Consider the following 23,906-nt stretch of genomic DNA (forward strand, 5'->3'; position numbering starts at 1 on the left):
GATCAGGAGCCGCGGCCCCACCGGTAGACGCCGTAGCCCATCAGCAGCAGGCTCACCGCGCCGGCCACGGCCCGCCAGGAGTTCCACGTGGTCCACCGGCCCGAGTAGTCCGACCAGATCCGGGCGGCGGCCCCGGCCGGGTCGCCGTGGGCCGCCGCGGCGGCCAGGGCGTCGTTCATCGGCACGTTCACCGCGGCCGTGATCAGGATCACGCCGACGACGTACACCGCGGCCGCCGCGAAGAACGGCCAGGCCGCGCCGGAACGAGGGGTGGCCAGCAACAGGCCCCCCGCCCCGGCGGCGGCGACCGGGGCGAGGACGAACGCCGCCAGGAACACCGGGTTCTGGATCTTCACGTTGAGGGCGTTCATCGCATCGATCGCCGAGGAGGCCGACGCCGCGTTCAGTCCCGGCATGACCCCGACGGAGAACCCGAAGAAGGTGCCCGCCATCCCGGCGGTCATGAGCATGGACAGGGCCGCCGCGACAGCGGCCAGAAGACATGTCATGACGCCTCCGCCGCGGCCCGGGCGCCGATGCCGGCGGTGGTGACCAGAATGTCCGCTGTCGTCGTCATGGCGATAAGTCAACCGGCGGACCGCTCCGGGCGACATCGCCGAGACGCTCGACCGCATATCCGGCCGTCTACGATCTGGGCATGGACGCGCTGGCCGACCTTCTGGACGGGCCCCGGGCGCGGGGGGCCTTCCTGCTGCGGGCGACCCTGAGCCCGCCCTGGTCGGTCCTGATCCAGGACGAGGCGCCGCTGTGCCTGGTGGCGATGGTGCGCGACGAGGCGTGGATCACCCCGGACGAGGACCGGGCCGTACGGGTGGGGCCCGGCGACGTGGCGGTCGTGCGCGGTCCCGCTCACTACACGGTCGCCGACGACCCGGCGACCGCGCCGCAGGTCGTGATCCACCCCGGGCAGGTCTGCACCACGCCGGACGGCCGCGCCCTGTCGGCGGAGATGGACCTGGGCGTCCGCAACTGGGGCAACGACCCGGACGGATCGGCCGTGATGCTCATCGGCACCTACCAGATGCGCGGCGCGGTCACCCAGCGGCTGCTGGCGGCGCTGCCCACGCTGCTGGTGCTGCGCGGCGACTCCTGGGACGGCTCCCTCGTCACGCTGCTCGGCCGGGAGATCGTCAAGGACGAACCGGGCCAGGAGGTGGTGCTCGACCGCCTGCTGGACCTGCTGCTGATCGCCGTGCTGCGGACGTGGTTCTCCCGCCCGGACGCGCAGGCCCCGGGCTGGTATCGGGCCCACGGCGATCCGGTGGTCGGGCCGGCGCTGCGGATGCTGCACGCCGACCCGGCCCATCCGTGGACGGTCGCCGAGCTGGCGGGCCGGACGGGAGTCTCCCGCGCCGCGCTGGCACAGCGGTTCGCGAAACTGGTCGGCGAGCCGCCGATGGCCTACCTGACCGGGCTGCGGCTGGCGCAGGCGGCCGACCTGCTGCGCGAGACGGACGCGACGCTGGAGGCCGTGGCCCGGCGGGTCGGCTACGGCACCGCGTTCGCACTCAGCTCGGCCTTCAAGCGTGAGCGCGGCGTGAGCCCGCAGCGGTACCGGGAAGGCCTGAGCCGCCCGGCCGGCTGAGCTCCGCCCGGGACGAGCGAGAGCGCTCTCTGGCCGGCGTGAGCCGATACCTCCGCCCGCCGGACGGGTTTTTCCCGGTTCCCCCTCACCGGTCGGCACGACGCTCCCACGCTGCGTCGATAGCCGTGGGAGCGCTCTCACCAGCGCTTACGTCGTTCGGAGATAACGGGAATCGTTACTGATCAGACCCTTGACGGCCCCACGGACGACTCCCACTCTTGTGCGAGAGCGCTCTCTTCATGATCCATTTCATATGCGGAACCCAAGGAGGGTTCATGGGCACTCCCCACGCGGGCCGCCGGGTCGTCCGGTTCGTCGCCCCCATGCTCGCCGCCTCCCTGCTCACGCTCACGGCGTGCGGCGGGGGCGGGTCCGACGCCACGACCGGCGGCGGCCAGTCCACGGAGAAGATCAAGCTCAGCGTCGGGCTCTTCGGCGACTTCGGCTTCAAACCGCTCTACGAGGAGTTCAAGAAGACGCACCCGAACGTCGAGATCGAGGAGCGCCAGGCGGCGTACGCCGACCACCACACCAACCTCGCCGCGCACCTCGCCACCGGAGCGGGCGCCGCGGACGTCGAGGCGATCGAGGTCGGCTACATCAGCCAGTTCACCTCGCAGCCGGACAAGTTCCACGACCTGAAGCAGTACGGCCTCGACAAGCGCCAGGGCGAGTACCTCGACTGGAAGTGGCAGCAGGGCGTCGCCCCCGACGGCGCCCTCATCGGCCTCGGCACCGACGTCGGCGGCCTGGCCATGTGCTACCGCACCGACCTGTTCGAGAAGGCCGGCCTGCCGAGCAAGCGCGACGAGGTGTCGGCCCTGTGGCCCACCTGGGAGCAGTACATCGAGACCGGCAGGAAGTTCGCCGCCAAGGCGCCCAAGGACGCCAAGTTCTTCGACAGCCCCGGCGAGATCTTCCGGGCCATCATCGCCCAGGCCCCGGTCGGCGTGTACGACGCGCAGAACAACATCGTCGTCGCCACCAACCCCGACGTGAAGAAGGCGTGGGACCTGTCGGTCCAGATGATCGACGCCGGCCTGTCCGCCAAGATCGGCGCCTTCACGCCGGAATGGAACACCGGTTTCGCCAAGGGCTCGTTCGCGACCGTGATCTGCCCCGCCTGGATGACGGCGTACATCCAGGACCAGGCCAAGAACGCGGCCGGCAAGTGGGACATCGCCACCGTCCCCGGCGGCGCGGGCAACTCCGGCGGCTCCCACCTCACGGTGCCCAAGCAGAGCAAGCATCCCAAGGAGGCCGCCGAGCTGATCGAGTTCCTGACCTCGGCGCAGAACCAGGCCGCGGTGTTCAAGGCGATCGGCAACTTCCCGTCGATCCCCTCGCTGTACGACCAGCCGGACATCCAGAACTTCACGAAGGACTTCTTCAACGACGCCCCCGTCGGCAAGATCTACTCCGACGCCGCGAAGAACCTCAAGCCGCAGCACCTCGGCCCCCGCGAGGGCGACGTGCGCACGGCGGTCGGCAACGGCATCGGCCGGGTCGAGCAGGGCAAGCAGTCGCCCGACGAGGCGTGGGCCCAGGTCCTCAAGGACGTGGAAGGCATCAAGTAGTCCGTCGCAGGCAGGGCTCCCGGGCGATCCGCTCCGGGGGCCCTGCCCGAAGGAGGATCTCCCATGGCATCACCCCCGGGCGGGTCCCTGCGGACCGCGACGCCCTCCCCCGGCGGCCCTCCGGCCGCACAGTCGTCCCCTGGCGGCCCTTCGGGCACGGGCACCCCCGCACACCCGCGAGCGGCGTCGGGCTGGCGCTCCCGCCTCCACCGGCTGGACCGGCAGGCCTCGCCGTACGCGTACGTCGCGCCGTTCTTCCTGCTCTTCGCGGCCTTCGGCGTCTTCCCCCTCATCTACACGGCGTGGGTGTCGCTGCACGACTGGAACCTGCTGAGCAGCGACAACCCGTTCATCGGCCTGGACAACTACAAGGCCCTGTTCGCCGACGGCTACTTCTGGAACGCGGCGTTCAACACGCTGTCGATCGGCGTCCTGTCCGCGGTGCCCCAGCTGCTGCTCGCGCTCGTGCTGGCACACCTGCTGAACCGGCCGCTGCGGGCGCAGACGCTGTTCCGCATCACGCTCCTGCTGCCCAACGTGACCAGCGTCGTGGCCGTGGTCGTCATCTTCAGCCAGCTCTTCGGGCGCGACTTCGGGCTGATCAACATGGTGCTCGACTGGCTCGGATTCGGTCGGATCAACTGGCAGGCGGGCGTGGCCACCTCGCACGTCGCCATCGCCGTCATGATCATGTGGCGGTGGACCGGCTACAACGCGCTCATCTACCTCGCCGCCATGCAGGCCGTGCCCAGGGAGATCTACGAGGCGGCGACCCTCGACGGCGCGTCCAGCCTGAAGCAGCTGTGGGGCATCACGCTCCCGATGATCCGGCCGACCGTCATCTTCACGGTCATCGTCACCACGATCGGATCGATGCAGATCATCGCCGAGCCGCTGCTGTTCGGCGCGCAGGTCAGCAACGGCGCGGCGGCCACGGGCGGCACCGACCGCCAGTTCCAGACCCTGGCCCTCTACCTGTACGAGAAGGGCTTCCGCAGCTTCGAGTTCGGCTACGCCTCGGCGGCGGCGTGGATGATGTTCCTGCTCGTGGTCGTGGTCGTGGCGTTCAACTACCTCGTCGTACGGCGTATGCGTGGAGGACTCGATGTCTAGAGCCCGGTCGGTCAAGGCGCTGCGCGGGCATCCGCTCACCTATCTCACCCTCGTGGCGGTGGCGTTCTTCTCGGCGTTCCCGGTCTACTGGAGCGTGATCGTCGCCTCGCACGACAACGCGGCGCTGGCCGAGGTGCCGCCGCCGCTGCTGCCCGGCGGCAACTTCTTCGCCAACGTGCAGCGGGTCTTCGACACCGCGCCGTTCGCGCTGGCGCTGCTCAACTCGTTCGTCGTCGCCGGGACGATCACCGTGTCGGTGATGTTCCTCTCCACCCTGGCCGGCTTCGCGTTCGCCAAGCTGCGCTTCCGCGGGCGCAACGTGCTCCTGCTGATGACCGTCGTGACGATGATGGTCCCGACGCAGCTCGGCATCATCCCGCTCTACATGCTGATGATCAAGCTGGAGTGGACCGGCACGATGTACGCCGTGATCGTCCCGGCGCTGGTCAACGCGTTCGGCGTGTTCTTCATGACGCAGTACCTGAGCCGCGCGCTGCCGACCGAGCTGCTGGAGGCGGGCCGGATCGACGGGTGCAGCACGGCCCGGCTGTTCTGGCACGTCGTGATCCCGGCCGCCAGACCGGCGGCGGCGGTGCTCGGCATGCTCACGTTCATGACGGCGTGGAACGACTACTTCTGGCCATTGGTGGTCCTCACCCCGGACAATCCCACTGTGCAGGTCGCGCTGTCGCAGCTCGCCAGCGGCTACGTGCGGGACTTCACGCTCGGTCTCACGGGCACGGCGGTGGCGACCCTGCCGCTGGTGCTCATCTTCGTCCTGCTCGGCAAACAGATCATCGGAGGCATCATGCAGGGGGCGGTCAAGGGATGACGGCGACGACCATGGCTTCTCGGGGGACCGGATCGTCGAAGATGGTCTTCCCTGACGGCTTCGTCTGGGGCGCCGCCACGGCGGCCTACCAGATCGAGGGCGCCGCCGCCGAGGACGGCAGGGGCGCCTCGATCTGGGACACGTTCTCCAAGGTCCCGGGCAACGTGGCCGACGGCCACACCGGCGACGTCGCCTGCGACCACTACCACCGCTACGCCGAGGACGTGCGGCTCATGGACGGCCTCGGCCTGGCGGCCTACCGGTTCTCGGTGGCCTGGCCACGGATCCTGCCGACCGGAGCGGGGCAGGTCAACGCCGCGGGCCTCGACTTCTACGACCGGCTGGTGGACGAGCTGCTCGCCCACGGCATCACGCCCTACCCGACGCTGTACCACTGGGACCTGCCGCAGGCGCTGGAGGACGCCGGCGGCTGGGCCGTACGCGACACCGCCGCGCGCTTCGCCGACTTCGCGGCCGTCGTGCACGAGCGGCTCGGCGACCGCGTCGGCACCTGGACGACGCTGAACGAGCCGTGGGTGGCCGCCTTCCTCGGCTACTGCTCCGGCGTCCACGCCCCGGGCAGGCGCGACCCGGCCGCCGCCTTCCGCGCCGCCCACCACCTGCTGCTCGGCCACGGGCTGGCGGCGCGGGCCCTGCGCGCGGCCGGGGCCGCCGAGGTCGCGCTCACCCTCAACCTCGCGCCGGTCGTCCAGACGGACGACGGCCACGAGGAGGCCGCACGGGTGGACGCGCTGATGAACCGGCAGTTCCTCGACCCGGCGCTGCGGGGCCGCTACCCGGAGGAGGTGCTGGAGATCGCCGCCCGCCACGGCGGCCTCGACCACATCCGGGACGGCGACCTGGCCGTCATCCAGCAGCCGATCGACCTGCTCGGCATCAACTACTACAACCCGTCCTTCGTGTCGGCCGCGCCCGGCGAGCCGGCCAACCCCGCCTTCCCCGGCACGGAGGGCATCCGGTTCGAGCCGCCGACCGGCCCGACGACCGCGATGGACTGGCCCATCGAGCCGTCCGGCCTGGAGACCCTGCTCGTACGGCTGTCGCGCGACTACCCCGAGGTCGGGCTGCTCGTCACGGAGAACGGCGCGGCCTTCGACGACCACCTCACCGATGGCGTCGACGGGGACGTCGCCAGGGACAGAGTGCACGACGACGACCGGATCGGCTACCTCGACGGCCACCTGCGGGCGGCGCACGCCGCGATCTCCGCCGGTGCGGACCTGAGGGGTTATCTCGTATGGTCGCTCCTGGACAATTTCGAGTGGGCCTACGGCTACCACAAGAGATTCGGCATCGTGTACATCGACTTCGAGACCCAGCGACGCGTTCCCAAGGACAGCGCGCTGTGGTATCGAGACGTCATCAAACGCAACGGGCTTATGGGGGAATGAATGAAGCGACCCACTCTGGAGGCGGTTGCGGCGCGGGCAGGGGTGTCCCGCGCCACCGTCTCCCGGGTCGTCAACGGGCAGATGACGGTGACACCGCAGATCAGGGATGCCGTGATGCGCGCCGTGGACGAGCTGGGATACGTTCCCAACTCGGCGGCGCGCAGCCTCGTCACCCAGCGGACCGACTCGATCGCGCTGGTCGTGTCGGAGCCGCCGACCAGGGTCTTCTCGGAGGACCCGATGTTCTCCACGGTCATCCGCTCGGCCAGCCTGGAACTCGAGGCCGCCGACAAGCAGGTCGTGCTCATGCTCGGCGGCTCGGCCCAGAGCCACGCGAGGATCGAGCGCTACATCGCCAGCGGCCACGTCGACGGGGTCATGCTGATCTCGATGCACGGCGCCGACCCGCTGCCCTCCGCCATCGCGCGGATGGGCGTCCCCGTCGTCTCGTACGGCAGGCCGGCCGTGCCGGTGCTCCTGCCGTACGTGGACAACGACAACGTGGGCGGTGCGAAGAAGGCGGTGCGCCACCTGCTGGACAGCGGACGGCGGCGCATCGCCACGATCGCCGGGCCACAGGACATGATCGGCGGCCAGGACCGGCTCAAGGGCTACCGCGAGGCGCTGAGCGAGTCCGACCGGCGTTCGATCGTCGCCGTCGGGGACTTCACCCGCGAGTCCGGCGCCGTCGCCATGCGCCACCTGCTGCAGGACGACCCGGACCTGGACGCCGTCTTCGTCGCCAACGACCTCATGGCCATCGGGGCGCTGCAGACCCTGCGCCAGGCGGGCCGCCGGGTGCCGGACGACGTGGCGGTCGTCGGGTTCGACGACATCGAGGCGGCCCGCTACACCGAGCCCCCGCTGACCACGATCAGGCACCCGATCATCGAGCAGGCCGCCGCGATGGTCCGGCTGCTGCTGGGCCTGTTCAAGGACGGCCCGGCCGACCCGGTGATCCTCCCCACCGAGCTCGTCGTCCGGGGCTCCGCCTGAGCGGCCGGAACGATCAGGACGCCGTGGTCAGCGACTCGACCGGCAGGCCGGCCTCGACCCAGTCCTGGATGCCCTCCCGATACTTGCGCACGTCGGTGTATCCGAGCGCGGTCAGGCGGTTGGCCACGGCCTGACTGTTGGGGCAGGAGGGATTCGAGCAGTAGGTGACGATCGCGGCGTTCTTGTCCGGCAGCAGTTCGGCGGCCCGCTCGGCCACCTCGGCCTCCGTCAGCGGGATCGCTCCCGGAAGGTGCTGCTGCGCGTAGTAGTCGCCGCCCAGCGCGTCGACGACGGTGACGGTGCCGGCGTCGATGGCGGCCTTGAGCTCGTCCCTGCTGATGAGAGCGGTCATTGCGTCCTCCAATTAACTGGACTACAGTCCGTTTGTGTGAACAGCTCGGAACTTACCGGACCGCAGTCCGGATCGTCAAGAGAGCTCGCCTCCCTGCTGGCGGACCCGCCCCGTGAACGTGCGGACGCCGCGCGTAATCGGCGACGGGTGCTGGAGGCGGCGGCGAAGCTGTTCCGGGAGCACGGTGTCGAAGCCGTCTCGATGGACGCGGTGGCGGCGGCGGCCGGGGTGGGCAAGGGCACGCTCTTCCGCCGGTTCGGAGACAAGTCGGGGCTCGTGGCGGCCCTGCTCGACGACAAGGAACGGGAACTGCAGGAGCGGATCCTGTCCGGGCCACCGCCGCTGGGACCCGGCGCCTTACCGGGCGATCGGGTGCGGGCGTTCGTCGCGGCCTACGCCGACTACCTCTTCGCGCACCTCGACCTGCTGCGCGTCTCCGAGACCGCGAGCCCCGGAGCCCGATATCGGATCGGCTCCTATCGCTTCTGGCACCGCCACCTGTCGATCCTGCTGGCCGAGGCACGCCCCGGCGCCGACGCCGACTACCTCGCCCACGCGCTGCTCGCCCCGCTGGCCGCCGAGCACGTCACCGCCGTGCTGCGGGAGTGCGACGCCGCACGGGTCGCCGCAGGTCTGGCCGTCCTCGCGGACGCCCTGATCGCCGACCGGCCGTAAGCGGCGGCCTGCTCGGAGATGACCCGTGTGACAAGGCGCCTGTGGCACCCTTGCTCACATAAAGCTGTGCCCCGGCTGCGTACCGTAGCAGAGGCAACACCGGGGCTTATGTCACCGACAGTAGCACAGGGGGCACGAGCGCGAAATGGAAGAGGCCGAGGCCATACGGCTGCGGGAGGTGCTGTCGGTCGCTCGTATCGCCGAGTACCAGGCACGGTGCGACGGACAGACCATGGCCGCGCTGCGCCTGCACTGCTGGAACACGGAGATCTGCGCGGCGTTCTACGGCCCACTGCAGTACCTGGAGGTCGCGCTGCGCAGCGTACTCAGCCGTGAATTGGTGAGGCTGTTCGAGCGGGCCGACTGGTGGGAGGATGCGGACCTGCATTTCGGCGCCGAGCGTAAGATCAGTGAGGCCCGTGATCAACTGCGCAGGCAAGGCAGTACGGCCACCCCCGACCAGATTGAGAACGAACTGCCCTTCGGCTTCTGGGCCTCCCTGCTCGGCCCCGGCAACAACTACGACCAACGCCTGTGGCGTACGGCCCTGCACCGCGCCTTCCCCGGCTACCGAGGCGGGCGCAGGGAACTGCACCGCAATCTCGACCACCTACGCGTGCTGCGCAACAAAATCGCTCACCACTGCCCGATCTACCACCGCCACCTGCAGGCCGATCACCACACCATCCTGCAGTGCCTCGGCTACATCGACGCCGACCTCGCCGACTGGGTCGACCGCTACAGCCGCGTACCCGGCGTTCTCGCCCGCCGACCGTAACCCCGCCCCGAAAGCCAGGCGTCATCGCTCGATTCGACCTATATACCGCTGGCCGCCTCTGCAGACTTCCCCAGGCGAACCATCGCCGTCTCCGTGGACATTGGTGCCCCATCGGTCTATGGCCCTCGGGCCGCCGCCGGGCGGAGGTGGCAAAGCCTGAGCGAAGATGACGTGGCGTCCCCGGCGCCGTCAGGGCCGGCGGACGGGTGACCGGCCCGTCGAACACCTCGATCCAGGCTTCAGGCGAGCGCCTCGGTGATGCGGCCGAGCGCCTCGAAGGACACCAGGCCGTACGCGTAGAAGTCGGCGGCCCCGGCCCCGGCTGTGCGGGCAGCGCGCACCTTGGCGGCCAGCCGGTCGGCGGAGTCGGTGTCCGGGCCGCCCGGGCGCAGCACGACCCTGAGCTCCGGGTTCTTGCCCACCGAGCGGCGGTAGGCCGCGACGTCGTCGGCCACCCGGGCGGGGTCCCTGGCGTACCCGAGGACCGCGAACGACGGAACCAGGTCGCCGAGCGCCACCAGGTCGATCCCGAGCTGCCAGGAGTCGTGCGCGGCCAGGCCGGCAGAGGGCAGCCCGTGGGCGTAGCCCTTGACCGCGCCCGTCGCGTCCATGAACGTCAGCCGCGCGCCTTCGGCCGTCACCGCCGCCGCGACCTCCCCCACCAGCGACGTGACGCTCTCGGAGCGGGCCCTCGCGTACGCCACCGTCTCCGGGCCGGCGTAGGCCGTCAGGGCCGCCCGCGTGACCTCGCCCTCCGCTGGAGGATCGCCGTCGAGCACGCCCCCGACGATCCTGGCGCACTCCTGCCTGGCCACCTCGGCGTTCACCCCGAGGTCGGCGGCCCGGCGCATGCAGTGGGCGCAGAAGCACAGGCCGAACAGGAAGGCGTCCATCGGGCCGAGCGCCACGAAGCACCGCTCGTACGCGAAGGCCCCGAAGTGCAGCGACTCCGCGACGACCGTGTCCACCCCCTGCCTGGCGACGGCCCGGGCCAGCGCCACCGCGTACGCCCGCACGTCGGGATGCGAGGGGCACAGGTCGGACGGGGAGCCGTGGTCGCCGAAGCAGTTCTCCACCGTCACGTCGGGGTGAGCCAGGCCGAGGGTGGCGTTGTTCAGGAACACGGTCCAGCCGTGCAGCCGCATCCCCCGGTCCGCGCAGGCGCGGCGGAGCTCGTCGATCGGCCGGTCCTGCGCTCCCGGCTGCACGGGCGGGGTCAGGCGCAGCCCGTCGAACAGGTCGTCCGGAGGCGGGAAGTGGACGCCGTCGCGACGCAGCGTCAGCCGCGACGCGCCGTGCGGGGTCACGTCCCTGGCCTGGTGGTAGGCCGCGGCCACCGCGACGCCTCGCACGCCGTACGCCGAGGCCCGGTCGAGCAGCCCCCGCACACCCTCGGCGCGCAGGTCCTCGACGAAGACGTACAGGGCGCTGTCCATCGTCAGCGGCCCGCGTACGCCACGAAGTCGATCTCGACGAGGATGTCCATGAGATCCGAGCCCACGGTGGTGCGCACCGGGTAGGGCCGGGTGAAGTAGGACTGGTAGGCCTCGTTGAACGCGGCGAAGTCCTCCTTGAGGTTCTGCAGGTGGACCGTCGCCTTCACCACGTCGTCGAACGTCAGGCCGCGAGCCTCCAGCACCGCCCCGAGGTTGCGCATGGTCCGGTGCGTCTGGGCGGCCACGTCGTCGCCCACGACCTCGCCGGTCTCGGGGTCGAGCGGCCCCATGCCGGAGGTGTAGAGGAAGTCGCCCACCACGAGCCCCTGGGAGTACGCGCCGATCGGCGGGGCCCCGGCGGTCGTACGGATCTCCTGCTTGCCAGCCATTGTCACCGCTCCATCAGAAACACGTATTGATCAAATCAATCACGATGTCGTCGTCGTCCACCACGGGGATGACGCGCCATTTGTCGAAGGCCGTACACGGATGGGACAGCCCGAACGACACCAGGTCTCCCGGGCGCAGCCCGGCGTCGCCGTCGAGATAGGCGTGCTGGTCCTGCACCTTGACGACGGTCACCCCGGTCAGCGGCTCGGCCGGACCCCGGCCACCGCGCCGTACGGCCCTGGGAAACGGCAGGTGGATGTCATGGGGAACGTCCCGCTTGCCCATGCCGACCAGCACGAGACCGGGCTCAGGCGCGGACAGGACCTGGGCCCAGACCTCCAGTGCCGGCCGCAGCTCGCCCTCCAGCCGGTTGTACGGCGTGCGCTCCCGGTAGTAGCCGTCGTCGTGGGCGATGTAGGCGCCGCTGCGCAGCACCACGGTGGCGCCCAGCTCCCCGGTCAGCGGCGCGAGCTCCTCGGCCACCAGGTCGAACCACGAGCTGCCCCCTGCGGAGACCACCATGGGGCCGGCCACCTCCGGAGCGAGCGTCCGGGCCGCGCGGGCCAGGTCGCGCAGGAACCCGCGCACCTCGGCGGCCTCGTGGTGGGTCCCCTCGTATCCGGCGACCCCGGCCGGCTCGGTTCCCCGGGCCTCCCGCGCCGCGCGGGCCACCGCCAGCAGCTCGTCCTGGCCGCGGCAGCCGGTCCGGCCACCCGGGTGGCCCAGCTCGACCAGCACGCGGAACGGCACGTCGCCGGCCATCTCGTCGAGCACGCGCACGCCCTCGACCGAGTCGACGTAGCAGAGGAAGTCGAAGCGCCCGATCTCGCCGGCCAGCCAGCGCAGCGCGCCGCGGTCGAAGATCTCGTTGGCCAGCAGCACGCGGGGGACGCCGAAGGAGCGGTGGACGAGCACCTGACCCGGTGTGGCGGCGGTGATCCCCCATGCCCCGGCGTCGAGCTGGGCCCGCACGAGCTGCGGCGACATCGTGGTCTTGGCGTGCGGCGCGAAGGCCAGCCCGTGCCGGTCGGCGAAGCGCGCCAGCGTCGCGATGTTGTGGTCGAGGGCCGAGCGCCTCGCCGTCATCACCGGCCAGGTGAACGCGCCGTCGAACAGGGAGTGCCGGGCCTCGGCGAACTCCCGTCCGCCGATCGGCTCGCCCGGCCGCAGGAAACCGCGCGTGCGCGCGTCGACGACGATGTCCGGGAGTCCCCGCGGCCACGTCGGCGGACGCTCCGCGCTGTCCTGTGGGGAGACGTCCGCGAAACCCACGCCGCCCCCTCGTCGTCCCGGTTCAGATCACCTCGTGGATCGTACTGGACCACCGCCTCGGAGGTAGACTCGCGACCTCGCAGCGCGGTGATCACGATGGGATCGGGATGAGCGGCGACTTACGACTCGAACGGGCCGGGGCTCTCTACGAGCGGGCGGTCTTCGGCGGCGACGCCTCGGCTCTCGCCGAGGCCGACCGGGAGCTGGACGCGGTGGAGGCCGACCTGGCCACGGCGGGAACGGGACGGGACATCGGCGCGGTCGAGGCCGCTCTCGCGCTGGCCCGCGGCCGGGTCGTCCACGCGCGGTTCCTCGAACACCGTGAGGAGGACCCCCGCGAGCTCGAGCTGTTCGAGCGGGCCGCCGATCTCTATCGGCGGCTCGGCGACGGACGCGGCGAGGGCGAGGCGCTCTTCTGGATCGGCTGTTTCCACCAGGTCGTCCGACACGACGACGAGGCGGCCGGGCCAGCGCTGCGGCGGTCGTACGAACTCGCCGCGAGGGCCGGCGACAGGCTGACGATGTCCTACGCGCTCAGGCACCTGGGCATCGCCGAGCACAAGGCCGGACGGCTGGAGGCGGCGCGGGAACGGCTGGAGGAATCGGTCCGGCTGCGCCGGGAGCTCGGTTTCGATCCGGGTGTCGCGGCCAACCTGGTCGGGCTGGCTTACATCGCCGCCGCCGAGGGCCGGCGGGACGACGCCCTGCGGCTGCTCGACGAGGCGGCCGCCCTCGCCGAGGCGAGCGGGGCCCTGGGCATCGCGCGGCAGGTGGAACAGGCGCGTGCGGCCATGTGACCACGCTCGGACGGCAGCGCGTCGCATCACCACGCCGGTTCCGCGAGCCGGCCAGAATTCGATGACACGTTCGAGATAGGGTGGGGTGCCTCACACGCGTCGAAGAGGAGCGACCCCATGACCGAGCCCAAGACCCACACCCTCGAGGTGCCCGGCTGCGTTCTCCACTACGACGTGCGCGAGGCCGAGGGAACCACCGAGCCGATCCTGCTGCTGATGGGATCGCCGATGGGCGCCGCCGGGTTCGCCGCCCTCGCGCGGCACTTCCAGGACCGCACGGTGGTCACCTACGACCCGCGCGGAAGCGACCGGAGCACGCGGACCGACGGCACCACCGAGTCGACCCCCGACCTGCACGCCGACGACCTGCACCGCCTGATCGACGCGCTCGGAGGCGGGCCGGTGGACATCTTCGCCAGCAGCGGAGGCGCGGTCAACGGGCTCGCGCTCGTCGCCCGCCATCCCGAGCAGGTGCGCACGCTCGTGGCGCACGAGCCGCCCGCCGCCCAGGTGCTGCCGGACCGGGAGCGGGCGCTGGCCGCCGTCGCCGATATCCGGCGGACGTACGACCGGGAGGGTTTCGGCCCGGCGATGGTGAAGTTCATCGCGGTCGTCGGCCACCAGGGCGAGATCCCGGCGGACTTCGCCGATCAGCCCATGCGGAGCCCGGCCGAGTTCGGGCTGCCGGCGGAGGACGACGGTGCGCGTGGCGACGTGATGTTCGAGCAGAACCTCATGACCTGCACACACTTCGAGCCCGACTTCGAGGCGCTCCGCGCGGCCCCGACCCGCATCGTCGTCGGCGTCGGCGTCGAGTCGGAGGGGCAGCTGGCCCGCCGCGCGGGCGAGGCGGTCGCCGAGCGGCTCGGCACCAAGCCCGTGATCTTCCCCAGCAACCACGGCGGGTTCCTCGACGACACGTTCGGCACGCCGGGTGACCCGGACAACTTCGCCGTCACGCTGCGCCAGGTCCTGGCCGAGTAGGCCGGAGGCGATCGGCCGTGCTGACCGCCGCCTGCACCGCCTCGCCCGCCCGCGAACGCATGCCCGTACGGACACCGCTCCGTCATCTACGGCCGGCGGCCCTGATGGCGCCGCGGCCCGGCGCGGCGGCGTCTGCGGCCGGCGCACGCCGGGCGCCGGCCGCACCCCGGGTGCGGGCCGTGGATGCGAGTGCGAGCAACAGCAGGAGCGCGCAGGCCCAGGCGAACCAGTCGCCGAACCTGGTGTAGAGCGTGTCGGCCGAGCGGGTGGGCAGCGTGGTGAGGGCGGTCACGAACGGCGCGTCCGCGCTGTGCGCCTCGGTCCGGATCCGGCCGTTGGCGTCGCTCACGACCAGGTCGCCGTCCCGCGCCGCGCGCGCCACGGTGAGCCCGGTCTCGACGCCCCGGGTGACCGCCATCCTGCCGTGCAGCCAGCGGTCCCGGTCGAAGTCCCAGGCGGGCACGAAGATCGCCGTGGCGCCGCTCCTGCGGTAGTCGCGCACCAGGCCGGGCAGGTCCAGGTCGAAACAGATCGCGATCCCCCAGCGGGCGCCCGAACCGGGCACGAAGGCCTTGCGGTTCCCGGGTTGGAAGTCGCTTTCCAGTCCGGGGATGAGGTGGTGCTTGAAGTACTCGACCGGCCGGCTCCCGTCGGCGGGGAAGTCGACAGCCGCGTTGCGGAGGCTGCCGGACCGCTTGAGGATCAGCCCGACGATGATGTCGACGTGGTGGTCGGCGGCGAGCCGCGCCAGCGGTGCCGCCAGGACGGGCAGCGTCGCGTCGTCGGCGATGAAGACCTTCTCCGGCATGACCACGACCCGCGCGCCGCGTGCGGCGAGGCCCGGGATCCGCGCCGTGTACCGCCCGAGGAGGTCACGTCCCTCCGCCGAGGCGACCGGGACCCAGCCGTCCCGGTCGGTGGCGAGCAGCGCCACCTTCTCCGAGCCCTCACCGTACGGCGCGCGCAGCCGCCAGGCGCCGTACCCCACTGCCAGGGCCAGGATGGTCGCGGCGGCGACCGCCACCCGCAGCCGCCCGGCCGCCCGCGGTGCCAAGAGCACGGCGGTGGCCGCGGGAACCCCGAGGACCAGGAAGGTGATTCCCCACGGCCCGGTGACCGAGGCGGTCTGCAGGACCGGAAGGACGTCGGCCTGGGTGTAGGCCAGGCTCCACCATGCCCCGTTCGGCGACAGCACCGAGACCGCGTACTCGACGGCGGCCCAGGCCGCCGGCACGACCGCGGCGGCCGCCAGCGGACGTCCCCTCAGCATCAGGGCCCGTGACAACAGGACGACCAGCCCGAACAGCAGGGCCGACCCGACGATCATCGACACGACCATCGGCGGCGGGATCCGCACCGTGTCAAGGAAGTAGCCCCACATCGTCGTCTCACCGCCGAGCCACGCGGCCGACGCCGCGAGAAACGCGGCGCGGGCGCCGGCATGGTGAGCGAGGACGAGCACCGGCAGCGGTGCGAGCCAGGTGAGCCAGGGCACCGGTGTGAGCCCGGTGCCGAAATGGAACAGCGTCGCCGACAGCGCCATGGCGGCGAGCGCCACGGCCAGACGCCGAATCGGTGAGTTCATCGTGCAGCCTCCTTCTCCAGCCGCCTCGACCCTCCAGGCATCCGGCCCTGACACACATCACCGGCGGGAGCGATCCGGGTGTCGCTCGCAGGGACCGGGACCTCTCGGAGAGTCGTGGCACCGGGTTTCACTCGAAGGAGTGAGACGGCCATCAGCCGAGCGGTGGAGGCGACGGCGGGCGCCGCCCGCATAGTCTTGCCGGGTTCCCTCTGACACCCCGGAGCCGGTCATGCGGGCGAGCATCCTCAGTCCATCAAGGGCCGACGTCGCGATCGCCGTCGTCGTCACCGTGATGACGGTGACGCCCGTCCTCGTTCCACACCGGCAGCCGTGGTGGGCCGTGGCGCTCGCCGCCCTGATGTCGGTGCCCGTGCTGTGGCGGCGCCGCGCCATCCTCCCCGTCGGGGCGGTCGTGGGTTGCGCCACGACGCTCCTGGCGATCGCGGCGAAGTCGCTGCCCCACTCCGGGGCTCTGGTGCTGCTGCTGCCATACGGCGTGCTGGTGTGCACCTACACGTTCGCGGCGGCGGATCTCTCCCGGGTGCGGCGCGCCGGGGGCATCGCGGGTCTCGTCGCCGGCGTGGCCGTGTCGCTCGTCGTCCCGCACGAGAATCTGGAGACCTACCGTTACCTCCTCACCGCGATCGTCGCCGCGTACGCCGTGGGCGCCGGCGCACGGGCCCGGAGGGCCGGCCGGGACGCCGAACGGGAGCGCGAAGCCCGCATCCGCGAGGAACGCGCCGCCGCGGTCGCACGCGAACGCACCCGGATCGCCCGCGACATGCACGACATCGTGACCCACTCGGTCGGCCTCATGGTGATCCAGGCGGAGACCGGCCCGCTGGTGGTGCGCGATCACCCGGACAAGGCCGAGGCGGTCTTCGAGGCGATCGCGGCGGCTGGGCGGGACGCGATCGGCCAGCTCCGCCTGATCCTCGGCGCGCTGCGCGGAAGCGAGGCGCCCGGTGGTCCGGCTCCGGCCCGGGGGCCGCAGCCCGGGCTCGACGCCCTGTCCGGCCTGTTGGACAACGCCCGCCGGGCGGGCCTGGACGTCTCCGCCGACGTGCGTGGCGAGCCGCGGCGCCTTCCCTCCGACGTGGACATCGCCGCGTACCGGATCATCCAGGAGGCGCTGACCAACACGATCCGGCATGCTGGAGCGAGCACCGTCCGCGTGGGGCTCCGCTGGTCCGGTGACACCCTGGACGTCGAGGTCGCCGACGACGGCCGGGGCGGACGGGAGCTACGGGAAGGACACGGCATGATCGGCATGCGGGAGCGGGTCACGGCGTGCGGCGGCCGGTTTGCCGTCCGGCCGGGGAACCCGGGTCTCACCGTCATCGCGACCCTGCCGATCGGCTGACGGCATGCTGCGCGTACTCGTCGCCGACGACCAGGACCTGTTCCGCGGCGGCTTCGCGATGATCCTCAACGCCCATGACGACATCACCGTGGTCGGCGAGGCGTCCGACGGCGCCGAGGCCGTCACCAAGGCGGTCGAACTGGAGCCGGACGTGGTGCTCATGGACATCCGGATGCCCGGCGTGGACGGCGTCGAGGCCACCGCACAGGTGTGCCGCAGGACCGACGCGAAGGTGCTGGTCCTGACGATGTACGACGTCGACGAGTACGTCTACGACGCCCTGCGCGCCGGGGCCAGCGGCTTCCTGCTCAAGGACGTACGGCGGGACGACCTCGTACGCGCCGTCCGCCTGGTCGCCAAGGGGGAGTCACTGCTGGCCCCCGCGATCACCCAGCGCCTGATCGCCGAGTTCGTCGGGCGTGGACGCGCCCGGCCCCGGCTGCGGCAGCGACTCGGTGAGCTGACCGACCGGGAGATGGATACGCTGCGGCTGCTCGCACGCGGCCGGTCCAACGCCGAGATCGCCGCGGAGCTGGTGGTCACCGAGCACACGGTCAAAAGTCACGTGAGCAACCTGCTGACGAAACTGGACCTGCGCGACCGCGCCCAGGCCGTCGTCTTCGCGTACGAATCCGGCCTGGTCGTCGCCGGCGACCAGGACATGTCCTGCACCGATCGACGATGATGAGTCGATGCCCAGGCAGCGGCAGTGGGGCGGGCAGGGGGCTGGCAGGGTGCGGGCCTTCAGGCGGGGCGCAGCGCGCGTCCGGGGGTGGCGCCGGTGAGTTCGCCGCCGCGCAGCACCGGCACGCCGCCGACGAGCACGTCGTCCACGCCCACGGCGAGCGATCGGGGCTTCTCGTAGGTCGCCGTGTCGGCCACCGTGGCCGGGTCGACGACGACCAGGTCCGCGACCTGGCCGCGCCGTACGAGGCTGCGGTCGGGCAGCCGGAAGCGGCGCGCCGGATGTGAGGCCAGGTGCACGGCGGCCTGTTCCCAGGTGAGGTCGCCGAGTTCGCGTACGTGCCGGCCCAGGTAGCGGGCGAACGCGCCGAAGCCGCGCGGGTGCGGATGGCCGCCCACGTAGATGCCGTCGGAGCCGCCGGTGTGGCCGGGGTCGCGCATGACGGCGCGCACCGACTCCTCCCCCGCCGGACCCTCGTCGGGGCGGGCCCGCACGCAGCCCGCCTGGAGCCGGGTCTTCACCAGCAGCACCCGGCAGAACTCCGCGGGGGTGACGCCGTACTCGGCCGCGGCGGCGGGCAGGGTCATCCCCTCGGCCCACTCGAACCCGGGGGCGTGCGAGAGGGTGATCCGCGGCCACAGGTCGTCGCGTCCGGCCCACTCCCCGGCGAGGCGCTCGCGTTCTGAGGACAGCTCGGAGGACAGCATCGCCACGGCGCGGTCGGGGTCGGCGGCGGGCACCCACGGCGGCAGCGTCACCATCGCCAGGATCGTGCTGGCGCGCAGGTAGGGATAGGTGTCGAAGGTCAGGTCGACGTCCTGCCGCCGGGCGTCCTCGACCAGCGGCAGCAGGATGGACGCCGGGCCGTGGAGGTGCGAGACGTGCACGGCCGCGCCGGATCGCCGGGCGATCTCCACGACCTCCGTCATCCCCACCGACGCGGACGCGCCGTAGGCACGCATGTGGGTCACGTACGGCAGGCCGCCCAGCGGCGCGCACAACGCCGCCAGTTCGGCGGCGTCGGCGTACCGGCCGGGGGCGTACTCCAGGCCCGACGACAGTCCGGCCGCCCCTTCGGCCAGGCCCCTCTCAACCGCGCGCAGCATGGCGCGCAGCTCGTCCCCGTCCGCGGCGCGTTCCGCGGGGCCCATCGCGTCGAACCGGATCGTCGCGTGCGGCAGCAGGTAGACGGTGTTGAGCGCGGCCCTGCCGTCGTATCCGGCGAGCAGGTCGGCGACGCTCACCGGCCCGTCCACGTGCGGGTGCGGGCCGTTGACCGCCGCGAAGTAGCGGCTCGCGTAGGCGAAGGCGGCCGGGGAGACGGCCGGCGCGAACGACAGCCCGTCCTGCCCCAGCACGAACGTCGTGACCCCCTGCCGCAGCGCGGCGTGCTGCACGAGAGGGTCGAACACGGCCGCATCGCCGTGCGCGTGGCAGTCGACCAGGCCCGGCAGCACGAGTTTCCCCGCCGCGTCGATCCGCACCGCCGCCTCGGCCGCGCCGAGGCGGCCCACCGCCTCGACCCGGCCCCCGCGCACGCCGACGTCGGCGCGGAACGCGGGGGCTCCGGTGCCGTCCACGACGCGGCCACCGGTGATCAGCACATCGAAGGTCACGTCTCGATTAGATCAGTCGTCCGGACCGGGCACACGCGACGAGCCGGGGCAGTCGTCGGGCCGCACGACGGGCCGCCGCTCCAGCACCTCCCGGGCGCGGGCCCTGGCGAGGTTCCAGCCGTTCCAGGGGTCCGGCGTGGACAGGTCGTTGACCGCCACCACGTCGCTCAGCACGCAGCTGCGGTCCGGCTCGGGCAGGCGGTCGAGGATCGGCACGGCCTCCGCGCCCAGCTCGCTCAGGTAGCCGTGGTCGAGCCGCTCCACACCCCGGACCGTCAGCTGGGTCTCGGCCACCCGCGCGTCGGGGTCCCACACCGCGAACGCCAGCAGCGAAACCCCGGTGAGCAGCACGAGCGTGCGGAAGAACCAGGACGTGCCGCCGCCGGACAGGCGAACCGCTCCCGCCGCCAGGACCAGCACGAACACCGCGCCGAGCCACCAGATCGTCGCCTCCACCGAGGCCCGCAGCCGCGACAGGCCGTACGCGTCGGTGTAGAGGCCGAGCCGGTGCAGCGCCGAGGCGAGGATGACCAGCGTGAACGCGCACAGCAGGCCGAGCAGCACGGCGAGCAGCCAGCGGTCGGCCCGGCTCTCGCGGCGCAGCAGGGCGACCGCGCCGGCCACGATGCCGAGCACGAAGAGGCTGACCGTGACGAGTTCGAAGAAGCCCGACCTCGCGTACTGCGCGTAGGTGAGGCCCGCCGTCGTCAGCACCCTGCGGCTGCCGCCGAACAACACCGTGATCTGCACGGTCACGAACGCCGCGAACAGCAGGTTCAGCCCGAGCAGCGGGATCACCCACACCTGGCGGCCGAGGGACATCCGCAGGTCGGGCGCGGCGGGCTCGGCCACCGGCCGCAGGCCCACCAGCACCGCCGCCCCGGCCGCCGCCGCGAACACGCAGAACACGAAGACCCGGTATGGCAGGCTCTGTGCCCATTCCGGCGTCCGCAGCAGGTCGCTGAGGAAGGCCGAGAAGACGGCGTCGGCGGAGGAGAACAGCAGGCCGAAGACGGCCAGCAGGACGACGGTCACGACGGCGCTGACCAGCGTGGGCAGCATCCGCCGCCGCCGCGTCAGGGTCCGGAGCGGCCCGGCCAGGAACCACGGCAACGGCAGCACCGCGAACGCGACCGAGACCCCTCCCCTGATCACCGCGAGCCAGCCTCGTCCGCCGCCCGACACCGCGAGGGACCCGACTCCGAACGCGGCCAGCAGCACCGGCCCGACCAGCCAGTCGGCGTCGCGGAAGAGCGCCACGGAGACCAGCGCGTACGCCAGGAGGCCGAAGGCCACCGTCCACGGCGTGATCCGGCCACGCCGGAGCGGCAGCACCGCCGGGAACGCCGCCGCCCCCATCGCGACCGCCGTCAGCGCGAATCCCAGCCCGGGCGACGCGTACGGCAGGGCGACGGCGGCGACCAGGCCGGCCGCCGCGGCGGCCGGCAGCAGCCACCGGGGCGCGTCCGGCAGCTCCGGCCGCGGGAACAGCGGCGGCGGAACGTACGCGGGCGGCGGCGGGTATCGCCCCGGCCCCTGCGGGCCGGTCACGGGCGGCGGCGGGGAGACCGGCCGCTGCTCCGCGGATGCCGGGGCGGTGAGCACCGCGGGCGGCGGGGAGTCGCCCACGCCCTGGGCGGCGGCCTCGGCGGAGCCTATACGAGCGACCGGCGCGGGCGTCGGCACGGGCGTCGGCACGGGGACGTGCCAGGGCGACGGCGGCACGCCCGCCGCCGCCGCGGCTCGCTGGGCCGATGACGAGCCGCGCACCACTCCCGCGATCGTGCCGGCGACGGTGAACAGCAGCAGCGTCATGACGCCCAAGCCGAGGATGACCGAGACGACCAGCCCGGTGAGGAATCCGGCGAACATGCCGAGGCCCGCGCCCAGCGCCGTCCGCGCCAGGTGCCCGGCACGGTCGTAGCCAGGGTATGGCGCGGGCATGTGTGACGCGGGCATGTGTGGCGCGGGCATCCGCGGGCCGGCATCGTCGGCCGGCGCGGCCGCGTACGTCTGGTCGGCTCGTGCGTGGACCGGGTCGGGCCGCCGGGACTCCATCCGGTCCTCGCCGTCGCCGACGGCACCGGTGCCGTCCGGAGAGCCACCGTGGTCACCGAGGTGGGAGGCAGCCGTCTCCGCGCTCTCGGTCCGCGGGGACGGAGCCCAGCCCTCGTGAAAGGGCTCCGACCTGAGAGGCTCCGACCTGAAGGGCTCCGATCTGAGGGGCTCCGATCTGAGGGGCTCCGGTTCGAGGGGCTCCGGTCTGTCCCCCTGGCTGTCCTCCGGTCGCTCGCCGCCGTCCGGGGTCCCAGACGGCCGGGCGTCCTCGTCCCGCGTGCCGTGTGCGTGCCGCTCCGCGCCCCCGCCTGCCCGATCGACCGCGGCACCGGTCTCCCCCGGCCCCTCGGCCGCGACGATGGCGCCTTTGCCCAGGTCGGCGCCGTCGTCCCCGGCTGATTCCTTCCCGCCGGGCCGACCGGCGGTGCGGCCCGCGCCCGCTTTCCAGACGTCCATGTCTCCCCTTCCGGCGTGGACGGGTCCGTCCACGCTCTCCCCGGCCGCGGCCTCCCCGTGACGCGGCAGCACGACGACCATCCGGCACCCCGGGGCCGTCCTCCGGCCTCCCCCTGCGGCCCGTCTCGCGGCAGTGAACGCGGCGGAAATCGCGGCCGGGACCGGGTCCGACACCGCGATCGATCCGCCGTGCAACTCGACGATCTCCTTGGCGATGGCGAGCCCGAGCCCGGCCCCGCCCGCGTCGGCGGCCCGTCCGGCGTCGAGCCGCGAGAAGCGTTCGAACACCCGGGCCCGCTCCGCCGCCGGGATGCCGGGGCCGTCGTCGGTCACGCTGATCTCCAGGTTCGGCCCGGCCTGCCGCGCCTCCACCCGGACCGTCCCGCCGGGCGGGCTGTGCCGTACGGCGTTGTCGAGCAGGTTGGCCAGCACCTGGGCGAGCAGGGCCGCGTCGGCGGACAGCACCGTCCCCGGCGTGACCGCGCTCGCCACCGTGACGTCGTCACGTGCGAGAGCCGCCTCTGAGACGGCCTGGCGGCACAACGACGCCAGGTCCAGCTCCTCCCGCTCGATCAGCCGCGCCCCCGAGTCGAGCCGCGACAGGTCGAGAAGCTGGGCCACCAGGCGGCCGAGCCGCTGCGTCTGGGCGAGGGCCGTGCCCAGGGTGTCGAGGTCGGGCGGCGTGACGCCGTCCACGATGTTCTCCAGCACCGCCTGCAGGCCGGTGATCGGCGTGCGCAGCTCGTGGCTGACGTTGGCCACGAGTTCGCGCCGTTGGCGATCGACCTCGGCGAGGTCGGCCGCCATGGCGTTGAAGGCCCGCGCCAGTTCCCCCACCTCGTCCCGGGACGTCGCGCTCACGCGCAGGCCATAGCGGCCCTTGGCGATCGTCTGCGCGGCGGCGGCCATCTCGCGCAGCGGGCGGGTCATGCCGCGGGCGAGGAGCTGCACCATGATCAGCGCGAGCACGACGGCGATCGCGATCCTGAGGTCCCGGGACAGGCCGCCGTTGATGCCGACCTCGTTGACGACGAACGCCGCGACCACGGCGAGCACGATCACGATGCCGAGCTTGACCTTGATCCGGCCGAGGAAGTCGAGCGGCCTCAACGCCTGGCTCTCCTTAATGAAGCGTCACGGGCGGACGAGCGCGTATCCCACGCCATGGACGGTGCGGACGACCTCCGGGCCGAGCTTGCGGCGCAGCGCGCGGACGTGGCTGTCCACGGTCCGGGTCGCGGCGGCCTCGGAGAAGCCCCAGATGTCCGACAGCAGCCGTTCGCGCTCGAAGACCTGGCCGGGCCGCTCGGCGAGACGCCGCAGCAGGTCGAACTCGGTCCGGGTGAGCTGGGCCTCGGCCCCGCGGACGAACACGCGGCGCTCGGCCGTGTCGATCTCCACGTCGCCGACCCGGATCACCGTGTCCTCGTGGGCCAGCAGACTGGCCCGCTCCACCCGCCGCAGCAGCGCGTGGATCCTCGCGACGAGCTCCCGCATGCTGAACGGCTTGGTGATGTAGTCGTCGGCCCCCACGCCCAGGCCGACCAGCACATCCGTCTCCTCGCCCAGCGCGGTGAGCATCAGCACCGGCACCGGCCGGGCGGCCTGCATCCTGCGGCACACCTCGAGCCCGTCCAGGCCGGGCAGCAGCCGGTCGAGGACGACGACGTCGGGCTCCGCCTTCGCGTAGGCCGCGAGCGCCCCCTCGCCGTCGCTCTCGACACGTACGTCGAAGCCCTCCGCCACGAGCCGGAGCCGTACGGCGTTCGCGATGGTGTCGTCGTCCTCGACCACGAGGACGCGACGTTGCTGAGGGGTAGCCATGGAGGGAAGCGTAGATGCCCTCTGTGCAGAGCCGTCGTCCGGAAATGTGCAGATCCCGTGCATCGGTGAACGCCGGCCGCCCGCGCCGGGCGCGTCGGG

General features: G+C 72.3%; 21 protein-coding genes. 12 read left to right on the plus strand and 9 right to left on the minus strand.

What is annotated here, in order from left to right; translation table 11 throughout:
- Positions 1-2 precede the first annotated feature (2 nt).
- Entirely contained in the window at positions 3-509 is a 507-nt protein-coding gene (locus tag FH610_RS30455) for an anthrone oxygenase family protein (protein ID WP_139578468.1), read from the minus strand.
- Positions 510-658: 149 nt separating this feature from the next.
- Between FH610_RS30455 and FH610_RS30460 the strand changes: the two genes are divergently transcribed.
- The 6 genes from FH610_RS30460 (at position 659) to FH610_RS30485 (ending at position 7,536) form a co-directional block, all read left to right on the plus strand.
- Positions 659-1,606 (plus strand): AraC family transcriptional regulator, encoded by a 948-nt coding sequence (locus FH610_RS30460; protein WP_139578473.1) that lies wholly within the window; start codon positions 659-661, stop codon positions 1,604-1,606.
- A gap of 275 nt (positions 1,607-1,881) precedes the next feature.
- Positions 1,882-3,183 carry an ABC transporter substrate-binding protein gene (locus tag FH610_RS30465; protein WP_139578477.1) on the plus strand — a complete coding sequence of 434 codons (1,302 nt, stop codon included), beginning with the start codon at positions 1,882-1,884 and terminating at the stop codon, positions 3,181-3,183.
- 63 nt (positions 3,184-3,246) lie between these two features.
- The gene (locus FH610_RS30470) at positions 3,247-4,296 is read left to right on the plus strand and encodes a carbohydrate ABC transporter permease (RefSeq protein ID WP_139578481.1); all 1,050 of its coding nucleotides are present in this window, start codon (positions 3,247-3,249) and stop codon (positions 4,294-4,296) included.
- Positions 4,289-5,128 carry a carbohydrate ABC transporter permease gene (locus FH610_RS30475; RefSeq protein ID WP_139578487.1) on the plus strand — a complete coding sequence of 280 codons (840 nt, stop codon included), beginning with the start codon at positions 4,289-4,291 and terminating at the stop codon, positions 5,126-5,128. The genes FH610_RS30470 and FH610_RS30475 overlap by 8 nt, the downstream gene beginning before the upstream one ends.
- An 11-nt stretch (positions 5,129-5,139) precedes the next feature.
- The gene (locus FH610_RS30480) at positions 5,140-6,540 is read left to right on the plus strand and encodes a GH1 family beta-glucosidase (protein ID WP_240809288.1); all 1,401 of its coding nucleotides are present in this window, start codon (positions 5,140-5,142) and stop codon (positions 6,538-6,540) included.
- Positions 6,541-7,536: a LacI family DNA-binding transcriptional regulator gene (locus tag FH610_RS30485; protein ID WP_139578493.1), complete on the plus strand. Its 996-nt coding sequence runs from the start codon at positions 6,541-6,543 to the stop codon at positions 7,534-7,536.
- Between the two features lie 13 nt (positions 7,537-7,549).
- On the opposite strand, the gene FH610_RS30490 is transcribed toward FH610_RS30485, so the two are convergent.
- On the minus strand, positions 7,550-7,888 hold the full coding sequence (locus tag FH610_RS30490) for a rhodanese-like domain-containing protein (protein WP_139578497.1): 339 nt from the start codon (positions 7,886-7,888) through the stop codon (positions 7,550-7,552).
- Between the two features lie 36 nt (positions 7,889-7,924).
- Here FH610_RS30490 and FH610_RS30495 point away from each other — a divergent pair, with 36 nt between their 5' ends.
- Both FH610_RS30495 and FH610_RS30500 read left to right on the plus strand, forming a co-directional pair.
- Complete coding sequence (locus tag FH610_RS30495) at positions 7,925-8,563, plus strand: TetR/AcrR family transcriptional regulator (RefSeq protein ID WP_139578503.1); 639 nt, start codon at positions 7,925-7,927, stop codon at positions 8,561-8,563.
- A 145-nt stretch (positions 8,564-8,708) separates the two neighbouring features.
- Positions 8,709-9,341 carry an Abi family protein gene (locus tag FH610_RS30500; RefSeq protein ID WP_139578509.1) on the plus strand — a complete coding sequence of 211 codons (633 nt, stop codon included), beginning with the start codon at positions 8,709-8,711 and terminating at the stop codon, positions 9,339-9,341.
- A gap of 239 nt (positions 9,342-9,580) precedes the next feature.
- On the opposite strand, the gene FH610_RS30505 is transcribed toward FH610_RS30500, so the two are convergent.
- Genes FH610_RS30505 through FH610_RS30515 form a run of 3 tightly spaced genes read right to left on the minus strand, consistent with a single transcriptional unit; the run spans position 9,581 to position 12,439 of the window.
- Positions 9,581-10,777 carry a hypothetical protein gene (locus FH610_RS30505; protein ID WP_139578514.1) on the minus strand — a complete coding sequence of 399 codons (1,197 nt, stop codon included), beginning with the start codon at positions 10,775-10,777 and terminating at the stop codon, positions 9,581-9,583.
- Between the two features lie 2 nt (positions 10,778-10,779).
- Positions 10,780-11,166 (minus strand): Rid family detoxifying hydrolase, encoded by a 387-nt coding sequence (locus FH610_RS30510; RefSeq protein WP_139578518.1) that lies wholly within the window; start codon positions 11,164-11,166, stop codon positions 10,780-10,782.
- A gap of 13 nt (positions 11,167-11,179) precedes the next feature.
- A complete protein-coding gene (locus FH610_RS30515; RefSeq protein ID WP_240809289.1) occupies positions 11,180-12,439 on the minus strand; it encodes a type III PLP-dependent enzyme domain-containing protein in 1,260 nt (419 codons plus the stop codon).
- 107 nt (positions 12,440-12,546) lie between these two features.
- Between FH610_RS30515 and FH610_RS30520 the strand changes: the two genes are divergently transcribed.
- Complete coding sequence (locus FH610_RS30520) at positions 12,547-13,236, plus strand: tetratricopeptide repeat protein (protein WP_139578520.1); 690 nt, start codon at positions 12,547-12,549, stop codon at positions 13,234-13,236.
- A 117-nt stretch (positions 13,237-13,353) separates the two neighbouring features.
- A complete protein-coding gene (locus FH610_RS30525; protein ID WP_139578524.1) occupies positions 13,354-14,220 on the plus strand; it encodes an alpha/beta fold hydrolase in 867 nt (288 codons plus the stop codon).
- An 82-nt stretch (positions 14,221-14,302) separates the two neighbouring features.
- Here FH610_RS30525 and FH610_RS30530 read toward each other — a convergent pair whose 3' ends face one another.
- Entirely contained in the window at positions 14,303-15,805 is a 1,503-nt protein-coding gene (locus FH610_RS30530) for a nitrilase-related carbon-nitrogen hydrolase (protein ID WP_139578528.1), read from the minus strand.
- A gap of 229 nt (positions 15,806-16,034) precedes the next feature.
- Between FH610_RS30530 and FH610_RS30535 the strand changes: the two genes are divergently transcribed.
- Positions 16,035-17,168: a sensor histidine kinase gene (locus FH610_RS30535; RefSeq protein ID WP_139578534.1), complete on the plus strand. Its 1,134-nt coding sequence runs from the start codon at positions 16,035-16,037 to the stop codon at positions 17,166-17,168.
- Positions 17,169-17,172: 4 nt separating this feature from the next.
- Entirely contained in the window at positions 17,173-17,853 is a 681-nt protein-coding gene (locus FH610_RS30540; RefSeq protein WP_139578536.1) for a response regulator, read from the plus strand.
- 59 nt (positions 17,854-17,912) lie between these two features.
- On the opposite strand, the gene FH610_RS30545 is transcribed toward FH610_RS30540, so the two are convergent.
- From FH610_RS30545 to FH610_RS30565, 3 genes are read right to left on the minus strand one after another with little or no spacing between them, the layout of a single operon-like run.
- On the minus strand, positions 17,913-19,469 hold the full coding sequence (locus FH610_RS30545; protein WP_139578537.1) for an N-acyl-D-amino-acid deacylase family protein: 1,557 nt from the start codon (positions 19,467-19,469) through the stop codon (positions 17,913-17,915).
- Positions 19,470-19,481: 12 nt separating this feature from the next.
- On the minus strand, positions 19,482-23,093 hold the full coding sequence (locus tag FH610_RS45865) for a DUF4153 domain-containing protein (RefSeq protein ID WP_240809290.1): 3,612 nt from the start codon (positions 23,091-23,093) through the stop codon (positions 19,482-19,484).
- 24 nt (positions 23,094-23,117) lie between these two features.
- Positions 23,118-23,807 (minus strand): response regulator transcription factor, encoded by a 690-nt coding sequence (locus FH610_RS30565; RefSeq protein WP_139578540.1) that lies wholly within the window; start codon positions 23,805-23,807, stop codon positions 23,118-23,120.
- Between the last annotated feature and the right edge of the window lie 99 nt (positions 23,808-23,906).

This window comes from Microbispora catharanthi, from assembly GCF_006334915.2.
Classification (GTDB): domain Bacteria; phylum Actinomycetota; class Actinomycetes; order Streptosporangiales; family Streptosporangiaceae; genus Microbispora; species Microbispora catharanthi.

Bases quoted from the DNA above. Each gene is read 5' to 3' on its own strand.
- FH610_RS30465 (WP_139578477.1), top strand. From the start codon at position 1,882: ATGGGCACTCCCCACGCGGGCCGCCGGGTCGTCCGGTTCGTCGCCCCC.
- FH610_RS30520 (WP_139578520.1), top strand. From the start codon at position 12,547: ATGAGCGGCGACTTACGACTCGAACGGGCCGGGGCTCTCTACGAGCGG.
- FH610_RS30500 (WP_139578509.1), top strand. From the start codon at position 8,709: ATGGAAGAGGCCGAGGCCATACGGCTGCGGGAGGTGCTGTCGGTCGCT.
- FH610_RS30485 (WP_139578493.1), top strand. From the start codon at position 6,541: ATGAAGCGACCCACTCTGGAGGCGGTTGCGGCGCGGGCAGGGGTGTCC.
- FH610_RS30510 (WP_139578518.1), bottom strand. From the start codon at position 11,166: ATGGCTGGCAAGCAGGAGATCCGTACGACCGCCGGGGCCCCGCCGATC.
- FH610_RS30505 (WP_139578514.1), bottom strand. From the start codon at position 10,777: ATGGACAGCGCCCTGTACGTCTTCGTCGAGGACCTGCGCGCCGAGGGT.
- FH610_RS30470 (WP_139578481.1), top strand. From the start codon at position 3,247: ATGGCATCACCCCCGGGCGGGTCCCTGCGGACCGCGACGCCCTCCCCC.
- FH610_RS30480 (WP_240809288.1), top strand. From the start codon at position 5,140: ATGGCTTCTCGGGGGACCGGATCGTCGAAGATGGTCTTCCCTGACGGC.
- FH610_RS30540 (WP_139578536.1), top strand. From the start codon at position 17,173: ATGCTGCGCGTACTCGTCGCCGACGACCAGGACCTGTTCCGCGGCGGC.
- FH610_RS30455 (WP_139578468.1), bottom strand. From the start codon at position 509: ATGACATGTCTTCTGGCCGCTGTCGCGGCGGCCCTGTCCATGCTCATG.
- FH610_RS30475 (WP_139578487.1), top strand. From the start codon at position 4,289: ATGTCTAGAGCCCGGTCGGTCAAGGCGCTGCGCGGGCATCCGCTCACC.
- FH610_RS30460 (WP_139578473.1), top strand. From the start codon at position 659: ATGGACGCGCTGGCCGACCTTCTGGACGGGCCCCGGGCGCGGGGGGCC.
- FH610_RS30490 (WP_139578497.1), bottom strand. From the start codon at position 7,888: ATGACCGCTCTCATCAGCAGGGACGAGCTCAAGGCCGCCATCGACGCC.
- FH610_RS30535 (WP_139578534.1), top strand. From the start codon at position 16,035: ATGCGGGCGAGCATCCTCAGTCCATCAAGGGCCGACGTCGCGATCGCC.
- FH610_RS30525 (WP_139578524.1), top strand. From the start codon at position 13,354: ATGACCGAGCCCAAGACCCACACCCTCGAGGTGCCCGGCTGCGTTCTC.
- FH610_RS30530 (WP_139578528.1), bottom strand. From the start codon at position 15,805: ATGAACTCACCGATTCGGCGTCTGGCCGTGGCGCTCGCCGCCATGGCG.
- FH610_RS30565 (WP_139578540.1), bottom strand. From the start codon at position 23,807: ATGGCTACCCCTCAGCAACGTCGCGTCCTCGTGGTCGAGGACGACGAC.